Here is a 14,891-nt window from a genome sequence, read left to right on the forward strand (position 1 = left end):
CCTAGCCCGCGGTTTGGCGCAGCGAGTGGCGACGCACATACATCTCGGCGAGGAACTGCTCGACCGCGACCGCGGCATGTGCCGCGCGGGCGGACCCGAAAATGTCGAAAGCGTGCTGCGCCCATGGCAACTCGGCATAGACCACCGGCTGGCGACTGACCTCGCGAAGTCGGGCCGTGAAGCTGCGGGCCTGTCCGACCGGAACCAACGAGTCGTTGGTGCCGTGCAACACGAAGAACGGTGGGGCGTCGCGATGGACGTGGGTGATCGGCGAGGCCTGACGGAACGGCTCGGCGATGTCACCGCGACTCAGCTTGAAGACGTTCTTGGCCACCACCGGTACCATCAGCGGCTGTATCGCGTCACCGGTCGCGGTGAAGTCGTAGACGCCGTAAAACGGCACCGCCACGTCCACCTGGGTGTCGGCGTCTTCGAAGCCCGGCTGAAACTGCGGATCGTTGGGAGTCAGTGCGGCCAGCGACGTCAGATGACCGCCCGCCGAGCCCCCGGTGATCGCAATCCAGTCCGGATCACCGCCGTACTCCGCGATGTGCTCCTTCGTCCAGGCGATCGCGCGTTTCACGTCGACGATGTGATCGGGCCAGGTAGAGCGGGGACTCAGCCGGTAGTTGATCGCCACGCAGATCCAGCCCAGCTCGGCCAAGTGGCTCATCAACGGATGCGCCTGTCCGCGTTTGTTTCCCACCATCCAGGCACCGCCGGGAATCTGCAGCAACACCGGAGCCCGGCCGTTGCGGTCGAGGTCGGGCCGCCGCCAGATGTCGAGATAATTGCGCGAGCCGTACTCCCCGTAGCTGATGTCACCGTCGTGGGTGTAGTCGCGGTAGACCCGGAGCATGCGCGCCACACCGGGCTTCTTCGCGGTGGCGCCGCCGGGTGCCGGACGCTTCCACAGGTCACCCGATTCCTTGCGGCGGTCGGGACCCAGGTCCGCGTCCAGCGCAGCGGTGAGCGGTTCGTTGGCCCGATGCCCGAACTGGCGCAGGCCGAGCAGCCCCAGGCCGGACACCGCCGTCAGCAGCCAGCTAAATCCGCGGATTCGTGCCGGCAGCCGACGCGACAGCGCAGCCAGCGCGGTGAGCTGGACGCCGAGGCTTTGGAGTGGAAGTTCCGAAGCGAACACGCCGTAGATGAATGCGAACACCGAGCCGTATCCACCCTTGGACAACGGCCGGTAGCCGTTGGCGGTGAAAGCGACACTCGCTATGGACGCCAAGACGGCTGCCAATCGCTTCACTGCTGTCCCTTCCGTTGGCCAAAGTTAGGTGTTGCTGGTTGTGCCGGCCCGGGCCTGGCGGCCTTCGCCGGGTCTTCGATGATGTGATAGGCCGGGTCCAACATCGATAGCGGCCGGTTGCCGGTCTGCTTGGGCTTGCCGATGATCCGCAGCAGCTGACCGGGCTGGATGTCGGCGCCACCGTGGCCGGGCCGGAACGTTATGGCGATCTCGCCGCTGTGGTCGCCGACGACGATCGCCCGCAGGGTGCGCTTGCCCCTGGTGATGTCCTCGACCTCGTTGACCCGTCCTTCGAAGGTGGCGCGGGTGCCCGGAATCAGCCCCGCGACGGTGATCACCGAACGCGACGGATCGGGATGCTCGTAGGCTTCGAGGTCCTGGTCTTCACCCCGGGTAACCCGTTCGCCAAATTTCTCGAGTTCGCGCGCGATCCGTTGCTCGAAGCGTTCCGGGTATGCCTCCTCGATTCGCGTTTGGACGTCGTAAGGAACGATCGTCGCCGCGGCATCCGGAATCATGCTGACCGCCCGGGCTATCTTGTCCGCAGTGCGGTCGTGCAGCAGCCGGCTCATCAACGGGTTATACGTGCGGCGTGGCAACAGCACCGTCACGTTGGTGTCCCGATGTTCGTCGCGCGCCCTGGCGACAAACAGTTGCGCGGCCCGGATGATTCGCCGGTCCGGGCAGTCCACCACCCGCAGCCGGGTGTCGAGTTCGAAGTGATCCCAACGCTTTCGTATCTGTCCGGCCAGGGCCGCGTCGACCATGAAGTGCACCGCGATCATTTCGTCGGCCCGCAGTCCTTTTCCGTAGCGCAGCGCTTCGACAACCGCGAGGTCCACCGAGTTCACGAACACAAACACCTTGTGCCGGGCATACTTCACCAAATCGGGCCGGTCAGTGCGGAACATCTCGAGAATTGCGGCCTCGGCCCGGTATTCGCGATTCAGCCGGATCAGCAGGAACACCAGTATCGGAAAGACGACGACGACCAGCCATGCCCCCTCGGTGAACTTCGCCACCGCGAAGATGGCGACCACGACCGTGGACAGGATTCCCGCGGAGAGATTGATCGCCAACCGGCCTTGCCAGCCGGGTTCCCGGTGGGTCAGATGATGTTTGGTCATGCCGTAACCGGCCATCGAAAATCCGGTGAACACGCCGATCGCATAGAACGGCACCAGCGCGTTGACCGAGCCGCCCGTGGTCAGCAGCAACACCACCGACAGTGCGGTCAGCGCGATGATGCCATTCGAAAACACCAGGCGGTGACCACGTTTCATCAGCTGCCGGGGCAGAAAGCGGTCTTCGGCAACGAAACTCGCCAACGCCGGGAAACCGTTGAAACTGGTATTCGCACCCGTGAAAAGAATTGCCGCTGTTGCCGCCTGGACCAGAATGTAGAAGACGTTGCCGACTGTGCCGCCGCCGAAGACCGCGCGGGCGATCTGTGACAGCACCGACGGATACTCACTCTCGTACGGCGTTGCGTGGGTGGCATACGCCAGATAAGCGACTCCGGCCAGCAGGAGTCCAAGGACGGTCGCCATCGTCGTGAGTACTCGGCGCGCGTTGACGCCCTGTGGCTTTCGGAATACGTCGACGGTATTGGAAATCGCCTCGACCCCGGTCAGCGACGAACCCCCGTTGGCAAAGGAGCGCAGCAACGTCAAAACCGTCGCGCCCATCACCAAGCCATCGGCCTTGTGCACCGGCACCGCTCCGGGCATGTGCGCGGGGTCGTAGACGGGTAGATCGCCCATGATCACCCGTACGACGCCGACCACGATGGTCAGACCGACCATGACGATGAAGAAGTAAGTGGCCAGCGCGAACGGCAATCCCGCTTCCTTCAGTCCGCGCAGGTTCGCAAAGCAGATGAACAGCACGACGCCCACCGTGATTTGCAGGCTGTGCGGCCCCAACGCCGGGATGGCCGACACCACCGCCACCGTCCCGGCCGCCGACTGCACCGCGACCGTGACCACGTAGTCGATCAACAACGCGGCCGCGGCGACCTGGGCTACCCGCGGTCCGAAATTTTCCCGCGCCACGATGTAAGACCCGCCGGCGCGGGTGTAGGTCATCACGACCTGCCGATACGACGCGGTCACCAACACCAGGATCAGCAGGATGACGCCGGTGATCGGAAGCAACAAGGCAAAGGCTGCCAGCCCCGCCGCCGGCAACAGCTCGATCAGGATCTGCTCGGGACCGTAGGCCGTCGACGAGATCGCGTCGGGCGAAAGCGCACCCAGCGCAACCGGATTCGACAATCTTTCGCTCGACAGGCTCTCGGTGATCAGCGGCTTACCCAGAAAGAGGCGCTTGGCGATGTCCTCGAGCGACAGCGGGATGCGCAGTTTGCTAGCCGAAGTTGTCACGACAACATTCCTTACCCGAGAGCGAGCGGTTGGGTGATGCCTTCGATGCATTCTGCCGGTTCAGCCACTGCGGGGCCGACCGGATGCTGGATTTCCCGAAATCAGCGCGCGGGCGGCGGGGTAAGCCGCCGCACCGCAGCTTCGATGCGCTCGTCGGTCGCGGTCAGGGCGACTCGCACATGCTGCCCGCCGCGCGGCCCGTAGAACTCGCCGGGCGCCACCAGGATGCCCCGGCCGGCCAACCACCCGACGCTGTCGCGCGAGGGCTCACCGCGGGTCGCCCACAGATACAGTCCGGCTTCGGAATCGTCGATGGCGAAACCCGCCGCGCGCAGCGCCGGAGCGAGGACGGCCCGGCGGCGCGCGTAGCACTCGCGCTGCACCTTCTCGTGATCGTCGTCGTCGAGTGCCGCGACCATGGCGGACTGCACCGGTGTCGGCACGATCATGCCGGCGTGCTTGCGCACCGCCAGCAACTCGGCGACCAGGCCGGGGTCTCCGGCGACGAAGCCGGCCCGGTACCCCGCCAGCGACGAACTCTTCGACAGCGAATGCACGGCCAGTAGTCCGGTGTGGTCGCCGCCGCAGACCGCCGGATGCAACACCGACAGCGGCTCGGCCTCCCAGCCCAGCCCCAGATAGCACTCGTCGGAAGCCACCACGACACCGCGTTCCCGCGCCCACCCGATGACCTTGCGCAGATGATCGAGGCCCAGGACCCGTCCGGTGGGATTGCTCGGCGAGTTCAGGTAGACCAGTGCCGGCGATTGCGGACCCAGTTGGGTCAGTGAATCCGCGCGGACCACCTGCGCACCGGCCAGCCGGGCGCCGACGTCGTAGGTGGGATAGGCCAGCTCGGGAACCACGACGGCGTCCGCGGGGCCAAGCCCCAGCAGGGTCGGTAGCCAGGCGATGAGTTCCTTGCTGCCGAGCACGGGCAACACCGCAGCCTCGGCGAGCCCGGTGATGCCGAACCGGCGGCCCAGCGCCGCGACCGCCGATTCACGCAGCTGGGGAGTGCCGTGGGTGGCGGGATATCCAGGCGAGGCGCTGGCGGCCGCCAGCGCCTCTTGGATCACCGGCGCGACCGGATCTACCGGGGTACCGATGGACAGGTCGACGACGCCGTCCGGATGACTCCCGGCCAGCGCTTTCGCCTCGGCCAGGGTGTCCCAGGGAAACTCCGGCAGGGATGCCGACACGGCAGGTCGGCCCCGCCTGGGCTCCTGCAGCACTGCTCCCCCTTAGTCTCCTTCGCCCTGCGGCGGCAGATCCTTGACCGCTTGCGGATCATTCTCGGTCATCCCGACCTTGGCCGCGCCCCCGGGCGAACCCAGGTCGACAAAAAAGTCGGCGTTGATCTGTGTGTACTGGCTCCACTGTTCCGGCACATCGTCTTCGTAGTAGATCGCTTCCACTGGGCATACCGGTTCGCAGGCCCCGCAGTCCACGCATTCGTCGGGGTGGATGAACAGCATCCGCGCGCCCTCGTAGATGCAGTCGACGGGGCACTCCTCGATGCACGCCTTGTCCTTGATGTCGACGCAGGGTTGGGCGATCGTGTACGTCACGGACGTCTCCTCAACGTTTTCTCTTTTGACTGCTCAGTGTGGGCTGCTGTTCGCCTCGCCGCGGCGCTCCCGGCCGCGTAAGCAAAGCTTTCGGTTACTGATACTAGACGTTGCACATACACGTCAACCACTGGCACGCCCGGATGATTGCCAGGTTTCATACGGTCAGTCTCGCAGTCGCGCAGGTCGCCGCACCCACCATTCGAAGGCGTCGACGAGATCGCCGAGCGGTATTCGCCCAACGTCGTGTCCATGTGACGAACATCACCCATGCGTTGATCTGCCGATAGTTACATCTGGGGCGGCGGCTACGAATAACCGTGAAACAAAAGAACGCCCGCAGCGGCTGGTAATCTCGTCCGAGACGGCAGCCGTTCGGGCTGACCACGTAGCCGTCGTTGGCGGTGCATAAATCCGGGGAAGGTGTCCAAGCATGATGACGCTGTCGCTAAGCAAACTGGCAGCCGCGGTCGGTGGTGCGGCAGTGGCGCTCAGCGCCGCGGCGGGGGTTGCCTCGGCAGACCCGCTGGATCCGATCGTCAACACCACCTGCAACTACGGGCAGGTGATGGCGGCACTCAATGCGACGGATCCGGCAACCGCCCAGCAGTTGAACAGTTCGCCATTCGCGCAGAGCTACATTCAGCGGTTCCTCGCCTCGCCGCCGCCCAAGCGCGCACAGATGGCCGCGGAGATGCAGCAATCGCCCGTGGCCGCGAAGTACTTCAACACCATCCAGCAAGTCGCGGTTGTCTGTAACAACTACTGAGCCAACGGCTCAGCTCAGTAACCGCTGAGCTGAGCCGCGTCGGCGGCGGGCGATACGCGAGGCCTCCGACAGACAAGCGCGGTTACGCGGCCAGCGGGCTGTAGTCGGTACTGCGTTGACGCGCCGGGCGGCCGATGCCCTCGGCGATCGCGATCAGCTCGGCCACCGTCTTCGCCGACCCGTGCTCGGAGCCGGCCATCCGCGAGATGGTCTCCTCCATCAGCGTGCCACCCAGGTCGTTGGCGCCGCCGTTGAGCATCACCTGGGTGCGCTCGATGCCGAGCTTGACCCAGCTGGTCTGAATCTGGGAGATGCGCCCGTGCAACATGATTCGAGCCAACGCGTGTACGGCCCGGTTGTCGCGATGGGTAGGACCCGGACGGGCCGCGCCGGCCAGATACAACGGCGAGCTCTGGTGCACGAACGGCAATGGCACGAATTCGGTGAAACCGCCAGTGCGGTCCTGGATTTCGCGCAGCACGTTGAGATGGCCGACCCAGTGCCGCGGACTGTCGACGTGCCCGTACATCATCGTCGATGACGACCGCAGCCCCACCTCGTGCGCGGTGCTGACGATGTCGATCCACATCGACGTGGGCAACTTGCCCTTGGTGAGGACCCAGCGCACCTCGTCGTCGAGGATCTCGGCGGCGGTGCCCGGAATGGTTCCCAGCCCGGCCTCGCGCAGGCTGATCAGCCATTCGCGAACGCTTAACCCGCTCTTGGTCACGCCGTTGGCGATCTCCATCGGGGAAAACGCATGCACGTGCATCGACGGGACCCGGGCCTTGACGGCGCGCACCAGGTCGGCGTAACCGGTGACCGGCAGCTCGGGGTCGATGCCGCCCTGCATGCACACCTCGGTGGCGCCTTCGACGTGCGCCTCCCAGGCGCGCTCGGCCACCTCGGCCGCGGACAGCGAATACGCGTCTGCGTCACCCTTGCGCTGCGCGAAAGCGCAGAATCGGCATCCCGTGTAACAGATGTTGGTGAAGTTGATGTTGCGGTTCACCACGAAGGTCACGTCGTCACCGACGGTGTCGCGACGCAGTGAATCTGCCAGTGCGGCAACCGCTTCCAATGCCGGGCCGTCGGCCGTCGCCAACGCCAGGTACTCGTCGTCGGTGCAGCCGGCGGGGTCGCGTTCGGCCGAGCGCAGTGCGGCCAGCACGTCGGTATCGATGCGTTCGGGGGCCGCGGCAGCCAGCTCGTGCACGCGCGAGCGGATGGATTCCCAGTCGCCGAAAGCACTGTCGAGATCGCTGCGCGCTTCGCTGTTGCGCCCCTGGGTGTCGATCGCGGCATTGAGATCGACCCGACCGGTCGACTGCGCGTCGTCGGGCTCCTGCCACGGCATGCCGGTGGGGTCGACGTCGCGAGCCAGGCCGCTCGCCGGATCAGCCAGCGCCATCACATGACCGCGCACCCGCGGGTCGATCCACGCCGCACCCGCTTGCACGTATTTGGGCTGCGCGGTCAACCGCTGCACCAAGTCGAATCCCGCCTCGCGGGTCACGGCGGCCAGCTCATCCAACGCAGGCCACGGCCGTTCCGGGTTGACGTGGTCGGGCGTCAGCGGTGAAACCCCGCCCCAGTCATCGACTCCCGCGGCGACCAGCGCCAGGCACTCCTCGCGGGAAACCAGATTCGGCGGCGCCTGGATACGCATGCCCGGACCGAGCACCAAGCGCGCCACCGCGATCGTCGCCAGGTAATCGTCGATCCCGGCGTCGGGGACGCTGGCCATCGCGGTGTGTTGCTTGGCCCGGAAGTTCTGCACGATCACTTCTTGAACATGACCGAATTCCTTGTGCGACTTGCGAATCGCGTGCAAGGTATCGGCGCGTTCGGCGAGTGTCTCCCCGATGCCGACCAGCAGACCGGTGGTGAACGGAATCGACAGCCGGCCCGCATCGGTCAGCGCTCGCAGCCGCACCGCCGGGTCTTTGTCCGGGCTGCCGTAGTGCGCAAGCCCTTTCGTCTCGAAAAGCCGCCGCGACGTCGTCTCCAGCATCATGCCCATCGAAGGCGCCACCGGCTTGAGTAGCGACATTTCCGACCAGCTCATCACGCCCGGATTCAGGTGCGGCAACAGCCCGGTTTCCTCCAGCACCCGGATCGCCATCGCGCGCACATAGGCCAGTGTCGAGTCGTAGCCGCGCTCACCCAGCCATTCGCGGGCCTCGGGCCAACGGTCCTCCGGCCGATCGCCCAGGGTGAATAGCGCTTCCTTGCAACCGAGTTCGGCGCCCCGCCGGGCGATGTCGAGGATCTCGTCGGGCTCCAGATACATGCCGGCGCCCCGGGCACGAAGTTTGCCCGGCACGGTGACAAACGTGCAGTAATGGCAGTTGTCCCGGCAGAGATGGGTGACGGGGATGAATACCTTGCGCGAATAGGCGATCGGCAACCGTCCACCGGCGCCGCGCCTGCCTGCCGACTCCAGTCCCGCATCGCGCACCCGCGCCGCGCTCGCACACAAGTCGGCGAGGTCGGCACCGCGCGCGGTCATCGCCAGAGCCGCCTCGTCGACGTTGAGGGCGACACCGTCACGGGCCCGGCGCAGTACGCGCCGCAAGGCAGACGCGCTTGCCTTAGGCGCAACGACAGGATTCGGCAGAGCGGTGGGCTCCTGGCCCGGAGGCCTCGGTGTCACTGGCACCTTGGTGTAACTTCCCCACGATCGAATTTCATCCGCGTGTCCCAACATCTAAATTTCGGCGTCCATAGCGGGTGGCTCATGCGCAACAGTAGCGCCAGGCCGGTAGGCGTCAGCCGTGGTGGTGGCCGCGCCGCCACATCACCAATAACGGCGGTGTCACCCCCAGTGCGATCAGCACCAGGGCGCCGTAGGCCATCAGCCCGCTACCTCCCAAGATGATGTCGTCGGCGGGACCACCCATGCTGATTACCGCCACGGTGAGCAGCCACGTCCACAGCGGCAGCGCCGCCACTCGCGCCGACCGCGTCCATCGGCCGGCGGCCCAGACCAGGGCCGCGTTGACCAATCCACTGATCAATCCGCTGATCGGAAACGGAATCGTGCCGATATAGAAAGGCAGCAGCAGAGCCCCGGCTAGTGCGGATATGACCCCGTCGACCGCCAACAGTGCCAACACCACGACGCGAATAGCGGGGTCTGTCGCGCCGGCATCCTCGACAAACGCGGCGCGTGGCTTCGTTTCAGTCAGGTCGGGACGCTGTCGACGTTGGACAGAATGGAGCCGATAACCCACTGCAGGCTGTCGAGTCGGTCCTGCCAGTGCTGCAGGTTAGGGTCCAGGTCGGGGTCCATGTGAATTCCTTCCGTGGCTGCCTCTTCGGCAGCCTACCGCGTCGAGGCGCCGCCTAGATCTAGTCCCGCGAGCAGATCGGTTTCCCAGCCACGCCCATCGCGATCCCCGGCGGAGCCGGCGACCAACACGTAGTGCTCCTCGCCGAGAATCGGCAGCGCCATGTTGTTCGACAGGGCGCAGGCCCGCCCGGTCGGACCGACGACCACCTGCGTGGCGTGCGCGGCCAGCGCTGACACCTTGGCGGCCAACGCATCCGGTCCAGTCGCCACGACAGCGTCGATAGCGTCGTCGGAGTACCCAAAGCCGAATTCCGCTTGGGACGGGATCGCCCAGCCGGGCAGGAGGTCGTCGCGGTCCAGGGCCTGCCATCCGGCCAGGAACGCGTTGGCTGCGAGCACCGTCCAATAGAACTTCGGCACCGCCCACGGCTCGCCGGGGTAGTCGTCGGCGGCGGATTCGGAGCCGGCCGCCGCGACCGCGGCGGTGGTGACGGTGTGAGCCTGGATGTGGTCGGGATGCCCGTATCCGCCGTTGGGGTCGTAGGTGACGACGACGTGCGGGCGCAGCCGGCGAATGATGGCGACCAGCGCCCCGACGGCCTCGCGTTCGTCGGCGTCGATGAATCGCTCCCGGCGCCGCTTCTCGGTGCCGACCATGCCCGAGTCGCGCCAGCGTCCCGCGCCGCCGAGATAGATCGGTGCGCCGATGCCCAAGGCCTGCAATGCCGCGGTGAGTTCGCCGATTCGGTAGCCACCGAGCTGGTCGGCCTGATCGAACGCGAGCCCGGCCCAGCGGTCGCCGATGATCTCGCCCTCCTCGCCGAGCGTGCAGGTAACGACGCTCACCTGGGCCCCGCGCCCGGCGTAATACGCGATCGTGGCGCCGTTGCTGAGGCTCTCGTCATCGGGATGCGCGTGGACGAACAACAGCCGGGCAGTCTCGGGCATGGTCGGCACCCTACCCGCAGCCCACCCGGCAATCTCGGGCGTCAGGTCGCGCCGGGGTGCGCCAAATAGGAACGCCGACGCCTACTATCGACAGATGCCGCACGCCACCGAAACAACGGCGAGCGGTATCCGCAGCCGTCGGCGGGGCGAGGTGCTCGAGCGCGCGCTCTACCAGGCGACGTTGGCCGAGCTGGCCGAGGTCGGCTACGGCGGGGTGACGATGGAAGGAATCGCGGCCCGCGCCCAGACCGGCAAGGCCGCGCTGTACCGGCGCTGGTGCAGCAAGCACGACCTGGTACATGCCGCGCTGGTCTTCGCGCTGCCGTCGCTGCCCGAACCGCGGTCCGGCCGCTCGGCGCGCGACACCCTCCTGACGGTGTTCACCGCTCACCGCGACCTGTTGGCGGGCAAGACCGCTTTTCCCCGCCTGGACATCATTCACCAGCTGCTGCACGAACCCGAGATGCGCGCCATCTTCGCCGACGCGGTAGTAGGTCCGCGGCTCACGATCGTCGATTCGATCCTGCACGCCGCCGTCGAGGCCGGCGACATCGACCCGGCCACGCTGACGCCGCTGTCCGCGCGTATCGGCCCCGCCCTGATCAACCACCACTTCCTGTTGACCGGCGAACCACCGAATCGGCGCGAGCTGGCACTGATCGTCGACACCGTGATCCCGCCCAGAGCATCGGACACAGCGGCCGATTGATACCCCGCCGAGGCCTGTTTTAAGGCCCGGTTTTCACCCATTGGCCGGCATCGCCAACAATGCCGACCGGCACGGCACCCGAGAGGCTGACGTTCTGCACGCTCGGGCCCGCCCCGACGATCGTGGTGTCCTGCAGGATCGGCAACACGGTCGACATGTTCCACAGCCGCGGCTCCACCGCGGTGATCACGTCGTTGATGCTCTTGGTGCCGTTGAGGGCGGCGTCGATGTTGGACTGGATGCTGCGATCGCAGATCCCGGTCAGGTTCGACGGCGCCTGCACCAGCGCGCCGGGCTCAGACGGACGGCTGGGCGTCGTCGGCGTGGGTGCCACCGGGGTGCTGGCCGGCACGGCCGATGAGGTCGTGCCGACGGATGTGGTCGTCGGCGGCGCACTGGCGGTCGGAACCGCCGTCGCCTCCAATGCGGGGCAGCCGTACCGCGATGCCAGCAGCGTGCCAAGGTTTCCGCCGGCCTGGTGCCAGCCGACGATGGCGTCCACCTGGTTGTTGTTCAGCGCGTCGCGATACAGCGTCACCGGGTCCAGCGCCGCCACCGACGCCGCGATGCCGACGTTGCGCAACTGGTCGGCCGCGGTGTTGGCCACCGCCACCGAGGTCGGGTCGTTCGACGCCACGCCGATCACCAGCGACAGCTGCTTGCCGTCCTTGCTGATCCGGCCGCGGATCACTTCCGGCGGCCCGGTTGTCGTCGGCGGCGGCGTGGAATCGGGCGTCGGTGACGCCGACACGCTGTTCTCGACCTGGTAGCCGGCCGCCGAAAACAACGCCAGGGCAGCCTGTTTGGTCATCGCGGGCGGCGCGGTGGGTTCATAACCGGGGTCGCTGGGTGCCCTGATCTGTGCCTGGTCCAGCGAGATGGTGTTGTCGCTGCCGGCGCCCACGGCGGCGAGCAGGTCGACGTCGAGCAAACCCAAGATGGCTTTCCGGACCTGGGTGTCGGCCAGCTTGGGCTGATTGGCGCGCAGTGTGAGCTGCATGACGCGCGGTGCCATGATGCGAGCGGTCCGCACGTCGGGGATCGCCGACAGCTGAGCGAAAGATGCCGAGCCACCGTGGACCTGGGCCACCTGGGTATCGCCGTTACGTACCGAGTCGGCCAGCGCCGCCGGCGCACCGGCACGACGGAACTGGATCAGGGCGGGTTTGGCGGGCGGCCCCCAATAGCGGTCGTTGCGGGCGATCAGGATCTCGTCGCGCTGCGGATCGATGTTTTCCACCCGGAACTGCCCGCCGGTGACCGTCAGCGATCGGACCAGGCCGGCGGCGAAACCACCCGGCACGTCCTTGACGATGTGCGCCGGCAGCAGATTGCTGAACAGTTCCTTCCACGCCGGATACGGCTGCGCGAACGTGACGACGGCCTGCTTACCGCCCTCGAGCGACTGCACGCCGGTGATCAGGTCGTAGCCGGCCGGATCGACCACCCCGGGCTGAGTGACCATTTGATGCCACAGGTACCAGAAGTCGTCGGCGCCGATCGGAGCGTTGTCGGTCCACTGCGCCTCGGGCCGGATCTTGTAGATCACCGTGAACGGGTTCTGGTTGGTCACCTCGGCGGACACCAGCAGGGTCGGGTCCAGCTCCCACCGCGATCCCGTGGGCGTGCCGGGATCCGGCACCGGCCGAAATGCGCTGGGCAACACCAGAGCACTGATCGCCGCGTTGACCGGAGACAGATCGGAAAGCAGATGCGGGTTGAACCCCGCGCCGATCGAGTCGATGCCCATGATGATCTGGGTGATGCGCTGCGGTGGCGGTGGCGCGTTGTGCGGCGTATCGGTGCTTTGCGGCGCCGGCGGCGGGCTGACGGTGCAGGCCGCCAGCGTCAGCCCCACCAGTGCGAGCACCACGCCGACCATCAGCAGAACGTGGCGGGCTCGGTGCAGCACGACCATCAGGGTATCGACCGCCTGTCCGGTGGCTCGGCCAATCCCGCGGGCGACGCGGGCCACCTAGCTAACCCCGGGCCTTTTCTCGCGCCTTACTCCGCGCTCGGGAGGTGGCATCCAGCTCGACCTTGCGGACCCGGACGATCTCCGGAGTCACCTCGACGCACTCGTCGGATGCGCAGAACTCCATGGCCTGCTCCAGGTCGAGTTCCAGCGGACGAGCCAGCGTCTCGATGACGTCAGCGGTCGAGGAGCGCATATTGGTCAGCTTCTTCTCCCGCGTGATGTTGATGTCGAGATCCTCGGCACGCGGGTTGATGCCGACGACCATCCCCTCGTAAGTGTCCTGGCCGGGCTCGACGAAGAACTGGCCGCGGTCGGCGAGCTGGATCATCGCGAACGGCGTGATGCTGCCGGCCCGGTCGGACACCAGCGACCCGGTGTGCCGCGCCCGGATCTCGCCGGCCCACGGCCGGTAACCGTCGAACACCGCATTGGCGATGCCCGTGCCGCGGGTCAGGGTGAGGAAGTCGGTGCGGAAGCCGATCAGGCCGCGGCTGGGAACGATGAAGTCCATCCGCACCCAGCCGGCCGCGTGGTTGGCCATTTCCTCCATGCGGCCCTTGCGGCCGGCCATCAATTGGGTGATGGCGCCGACGAATTCGTCGGGGCAGTCGATGGTTATCGCCTCGAACGGCTCATGCAGCTTGCCGTCGATGGTCTTGGTGACCACTTGCGGTTTTCCGACCGTGAGCTCGAAGCCTTCCCGGCGCATCTGTTCGACCAGCACGGCCAGGGCGAGCTCGCCGCGGCCTTGCACCTCCCAGGCATCCGGCCGGCCGATGTCGACCACTCGGATCGACACGTTGCCGACCAACTCGGTGTCCAGCCGGTTGCGCACCATTCGCGCGGTCAGTTTGTGACCGGACACCTTGCCCGCCAGCGGTGAGGTGTTGGTGCCGATGGTTACCGAGATGGCGGGTTCGTCGACGTGGATGCGCGGCAGCGCATGGGCGTGATCGGGGTCGGCCAGCGTGTCGCCGATCATGATCTCGGGTAACCCCGCAACGGCCACGATGTCGCCGGCGATCGCCTCGTCGGTGGGAGTGCGGTCGACGCCTTCGGTGGCCAGCAGCTCGGTGATCTTGGCGTTGGTGATGACGGGCACCGCGTCGACCTCGCGCATCCAGGCGACCTGCTGGCCCTTGCGCAGCTTGCCGTTGTAGATGCGGATCAGCGCGAGCCGGCCGAGGAACGCCGACGCGTCCAGGTTGGTCACCAGCGCCTGCAGCGGCGCCTCGGGGTCCCCGAGCGGCGGCGGGATGTGCTCCATCAGCACGTCGAACAGCGGGTCCAGGTTGTCGCCCGCGGGCACCTCACCGTCGGCGGGCTGTTCGGTGCTGGCGATGCCGGCGCGCCCGGACGCATACAGCGTCGGCAGGCCCAGCGCGTGCTCGGCGGCCGCGGCCGCCTCGTCGTCGAGATCTGACGCGACGTCGAGCAGCAGGTCGTGGCTGGCCTCGACGACTTCGGCGATGCGCGCGTCGGGCCGATCTGTCTTATTGACGACGAGGATCACCGGAAGATGCGCGGTCAAAGCCTTGCGCAGCACGAAGCGGGTCTGCGGCAGTGGGCCTTCGGACGCGTCGACCAGCAGCAACACCCCGTCCACCATGGACAGCCCGCGCTCCACCTCGCCGCCGAAGTCGGCGTGCCCGGGGGTGTCGATCACATTGATGACCGTCACCGTGCCGTCGGGGTTGTGCCGGTGCACGGCGGTGTTCTTGGCCAGGATGGTGATGCCTTTTTCCTTTTCCAGGTCGCCGCTGTCCATGATGCGTTCCTGGGTGTCGTCGCCGCGGTGAGTCAGGGCGCCGGACTGCCGCAGCATGGCGTCGACAAGGGTGGTTTTGCCGTGGTCGACGTGCGCGACGATGGCGACATTGCGGAATGGCACGACGGTGATTGTGGCAGTGGGGACCCACCAATGGCGAACTGAGCAGTTCACCGGGAGGACAGCGCCGCTAGGAGCCCGCGGACAACGG

The 14,891-nt window shown here is 66.8% G+C and carries 11 protein-coding genes; 2 read left to right on the plus strand and 9 right to left on the minus strand.

Features of this window, described 5'->3' with window-relative positions; all coding sequences use genetic code 11:
• Position 1 precedes the first annotated feature (1 nt).
• Genes OK015_RS23295 through fdxA form a run of 4 tightly spaced genes read right to left on the minus strand, consistent with a single transcriptional unit; the run spans position 2 to position 5,213 of the window.
• Positions 2-1,258 carry an alpha/beta hydrolase gene (locus OK015_RS23295; protein ID WP_268126501.1) on the minus strand — a complete coding sequence of 419 codons (1,257 nt, stop codon included), beginning with the start codon at positions 1,256-1,258 and terminating at the stop codon, positions 2-4.
• Positions 1,255-3,693, minus strand: coding sequence for an amino acid permease (locus tag OK015_RS23300; RefSeq protein ID WP_442791150.1), 2,439 nt, complete (start codon positions 3,691-3,693; stop codon positions 1,255-1,257). The genes OK015_RS23295 and OK015_RS23300 overlap by 4 nt, the downstream gene beginning before the upstream one ends.
• 50 nt (positions 3,694-3,743) lie before the next feature.
• Entirely contained in the window at positions 3,744-4,844 is a 1,101-nt protein-coding gene (gene dapC / locus OK015_RS23305; RefSeq protein ID WP_268133021.1) for a succinyldiaminopimelate transaminase, read from the minus strand.
• A 42-nt stretch (positions 4,845-4,886) separates the two neighbouring features.
• Positions 4,887-5,213 (minus strand): ferredoxin, encoded by a 327-nt coding sequence (fdxA, locus tag OK015_RS23310; protein WP_268126505.1) that lies wholly within the window; start codon positions 5,211-5,213, stop codon positions 4,887-4,889.
• A 436-nt stretch (positions 5,214-5,649) separates the two neighbouring features.
• Between fdxA and OK015_RS23315 the strand changes: the two genes are divergently transcribed.
• Positions 5,650-5,982 carry a hemophore-related protein gene (locus tag OK015_RS23315; RefSeq protein WP_268133022.1) on the plus strand — a complete coding sequence of 111 codons (333 nt, stop codon included), beginning with the start codon at positions 5,650-5,652 and terminating at the stop codon, positions 5,980-5,982.
• A gap of 82 nt (positions 5,983-6,064) precedes the next feature.
• Here the strand turns inward: OK015_RS23315 and OK015_RS23320 are convergent, their stop codons facing one another.
• The 3 genes from OK015_RS23320 to mshB form a co-directional block, all read right to left on the minus strand.
• Positions 6,065-8,692: a bifunctional FO biosynthesis protein CofGH gene (locus OK015_RS23320; protein WP_268126507.1), complete on the minus strand. Its 2,628-nt coding sequence runs from the start codon at positions 8,690-8,692 to the stop codon at positions 6,065-6,067.
• 61 nt (positions 8,693-8,753) lie between these two features.
• On the minus strand, positions 8,754-9,218 hold the full coding sequence (locus OK015_RS23325) for a hypothetical protein (protein WP_268126509.1): 465 nt from the start codon (positions 9,216-9,218) through the stop codon (positions 8,754-8,756).
• Positions 9,219-9,310: 92 nt separating this feature from the next.
• A complete protein-coding gene (mshB, locus tag OK015_RS23330) occupies positions 9,311-10,225 on the minus strand; it encodes an N-acetyl-1-D-myo-inositol-2-amino-2-deoxy-alpha-D-glucopyranoside deacetylase (protein WP_268126511.1) in 915 nt (304 codons plus the stop codon).
• Between the two features lie 94 nt (positions 10,226-10,319).
• Between mshB and OK015_RS23335 the strand changes: the two genes are divergently transcribed.
• A complete protein-coding gene (locus tag OK015_RS23335; RefSeq protein WP_268126514.1) occupies positions 10,320-10,934 on the plus strand; it encodes a TetR/AcrR family transcriptional regulator in 615 nt (204 codons plus the stop codon).
• Between the two features lie 19 nt (positions 10,935-10,953).
• Here the strand turns inward: OK015_RS23335 and OK015_RS23340 are convergent, their stop codons facing one another.
• Positions 10,954-12,852 carry an ABC transporter family substrate-binding protein gene (locus OK015_RS23340; protein WP_268133024.1) on the minus strand — a complete coding sequence of 633 codons (1,899 nt, stop codon included), beginning with the start codon at positions 12,850-12,852 and terminating at the stop codon, positions 10,954-10,956.
• A 61-nt stretch (positions 12,853-12,913) separates the two neighbouring features.
• Positions 12,914-14,803: a translational GTPase TypA gene (typA, locus tag OK015_RS23345; RefSeq protein ID WP_268126516.1), complete on the minus strand. Its 1,890-nt coding sequence runs from the start codon at positions 14,801-14,803 to the stop codon at positions 12,914-12,916.
• Positions 14,804-14,891 lie beyond the last annotated feature (88 nt).

It is taken from the genome of Mycobacterium sp. Aquia_216, assembly GCF_026723865.1.
In the GTDB taxonomy this organism is placed as follows: domain Bacteria; phylum Actinomycetota; class Actinomycetes; order Mycobacteriales; family Mycobacteriaceae; genus Mycobacterium.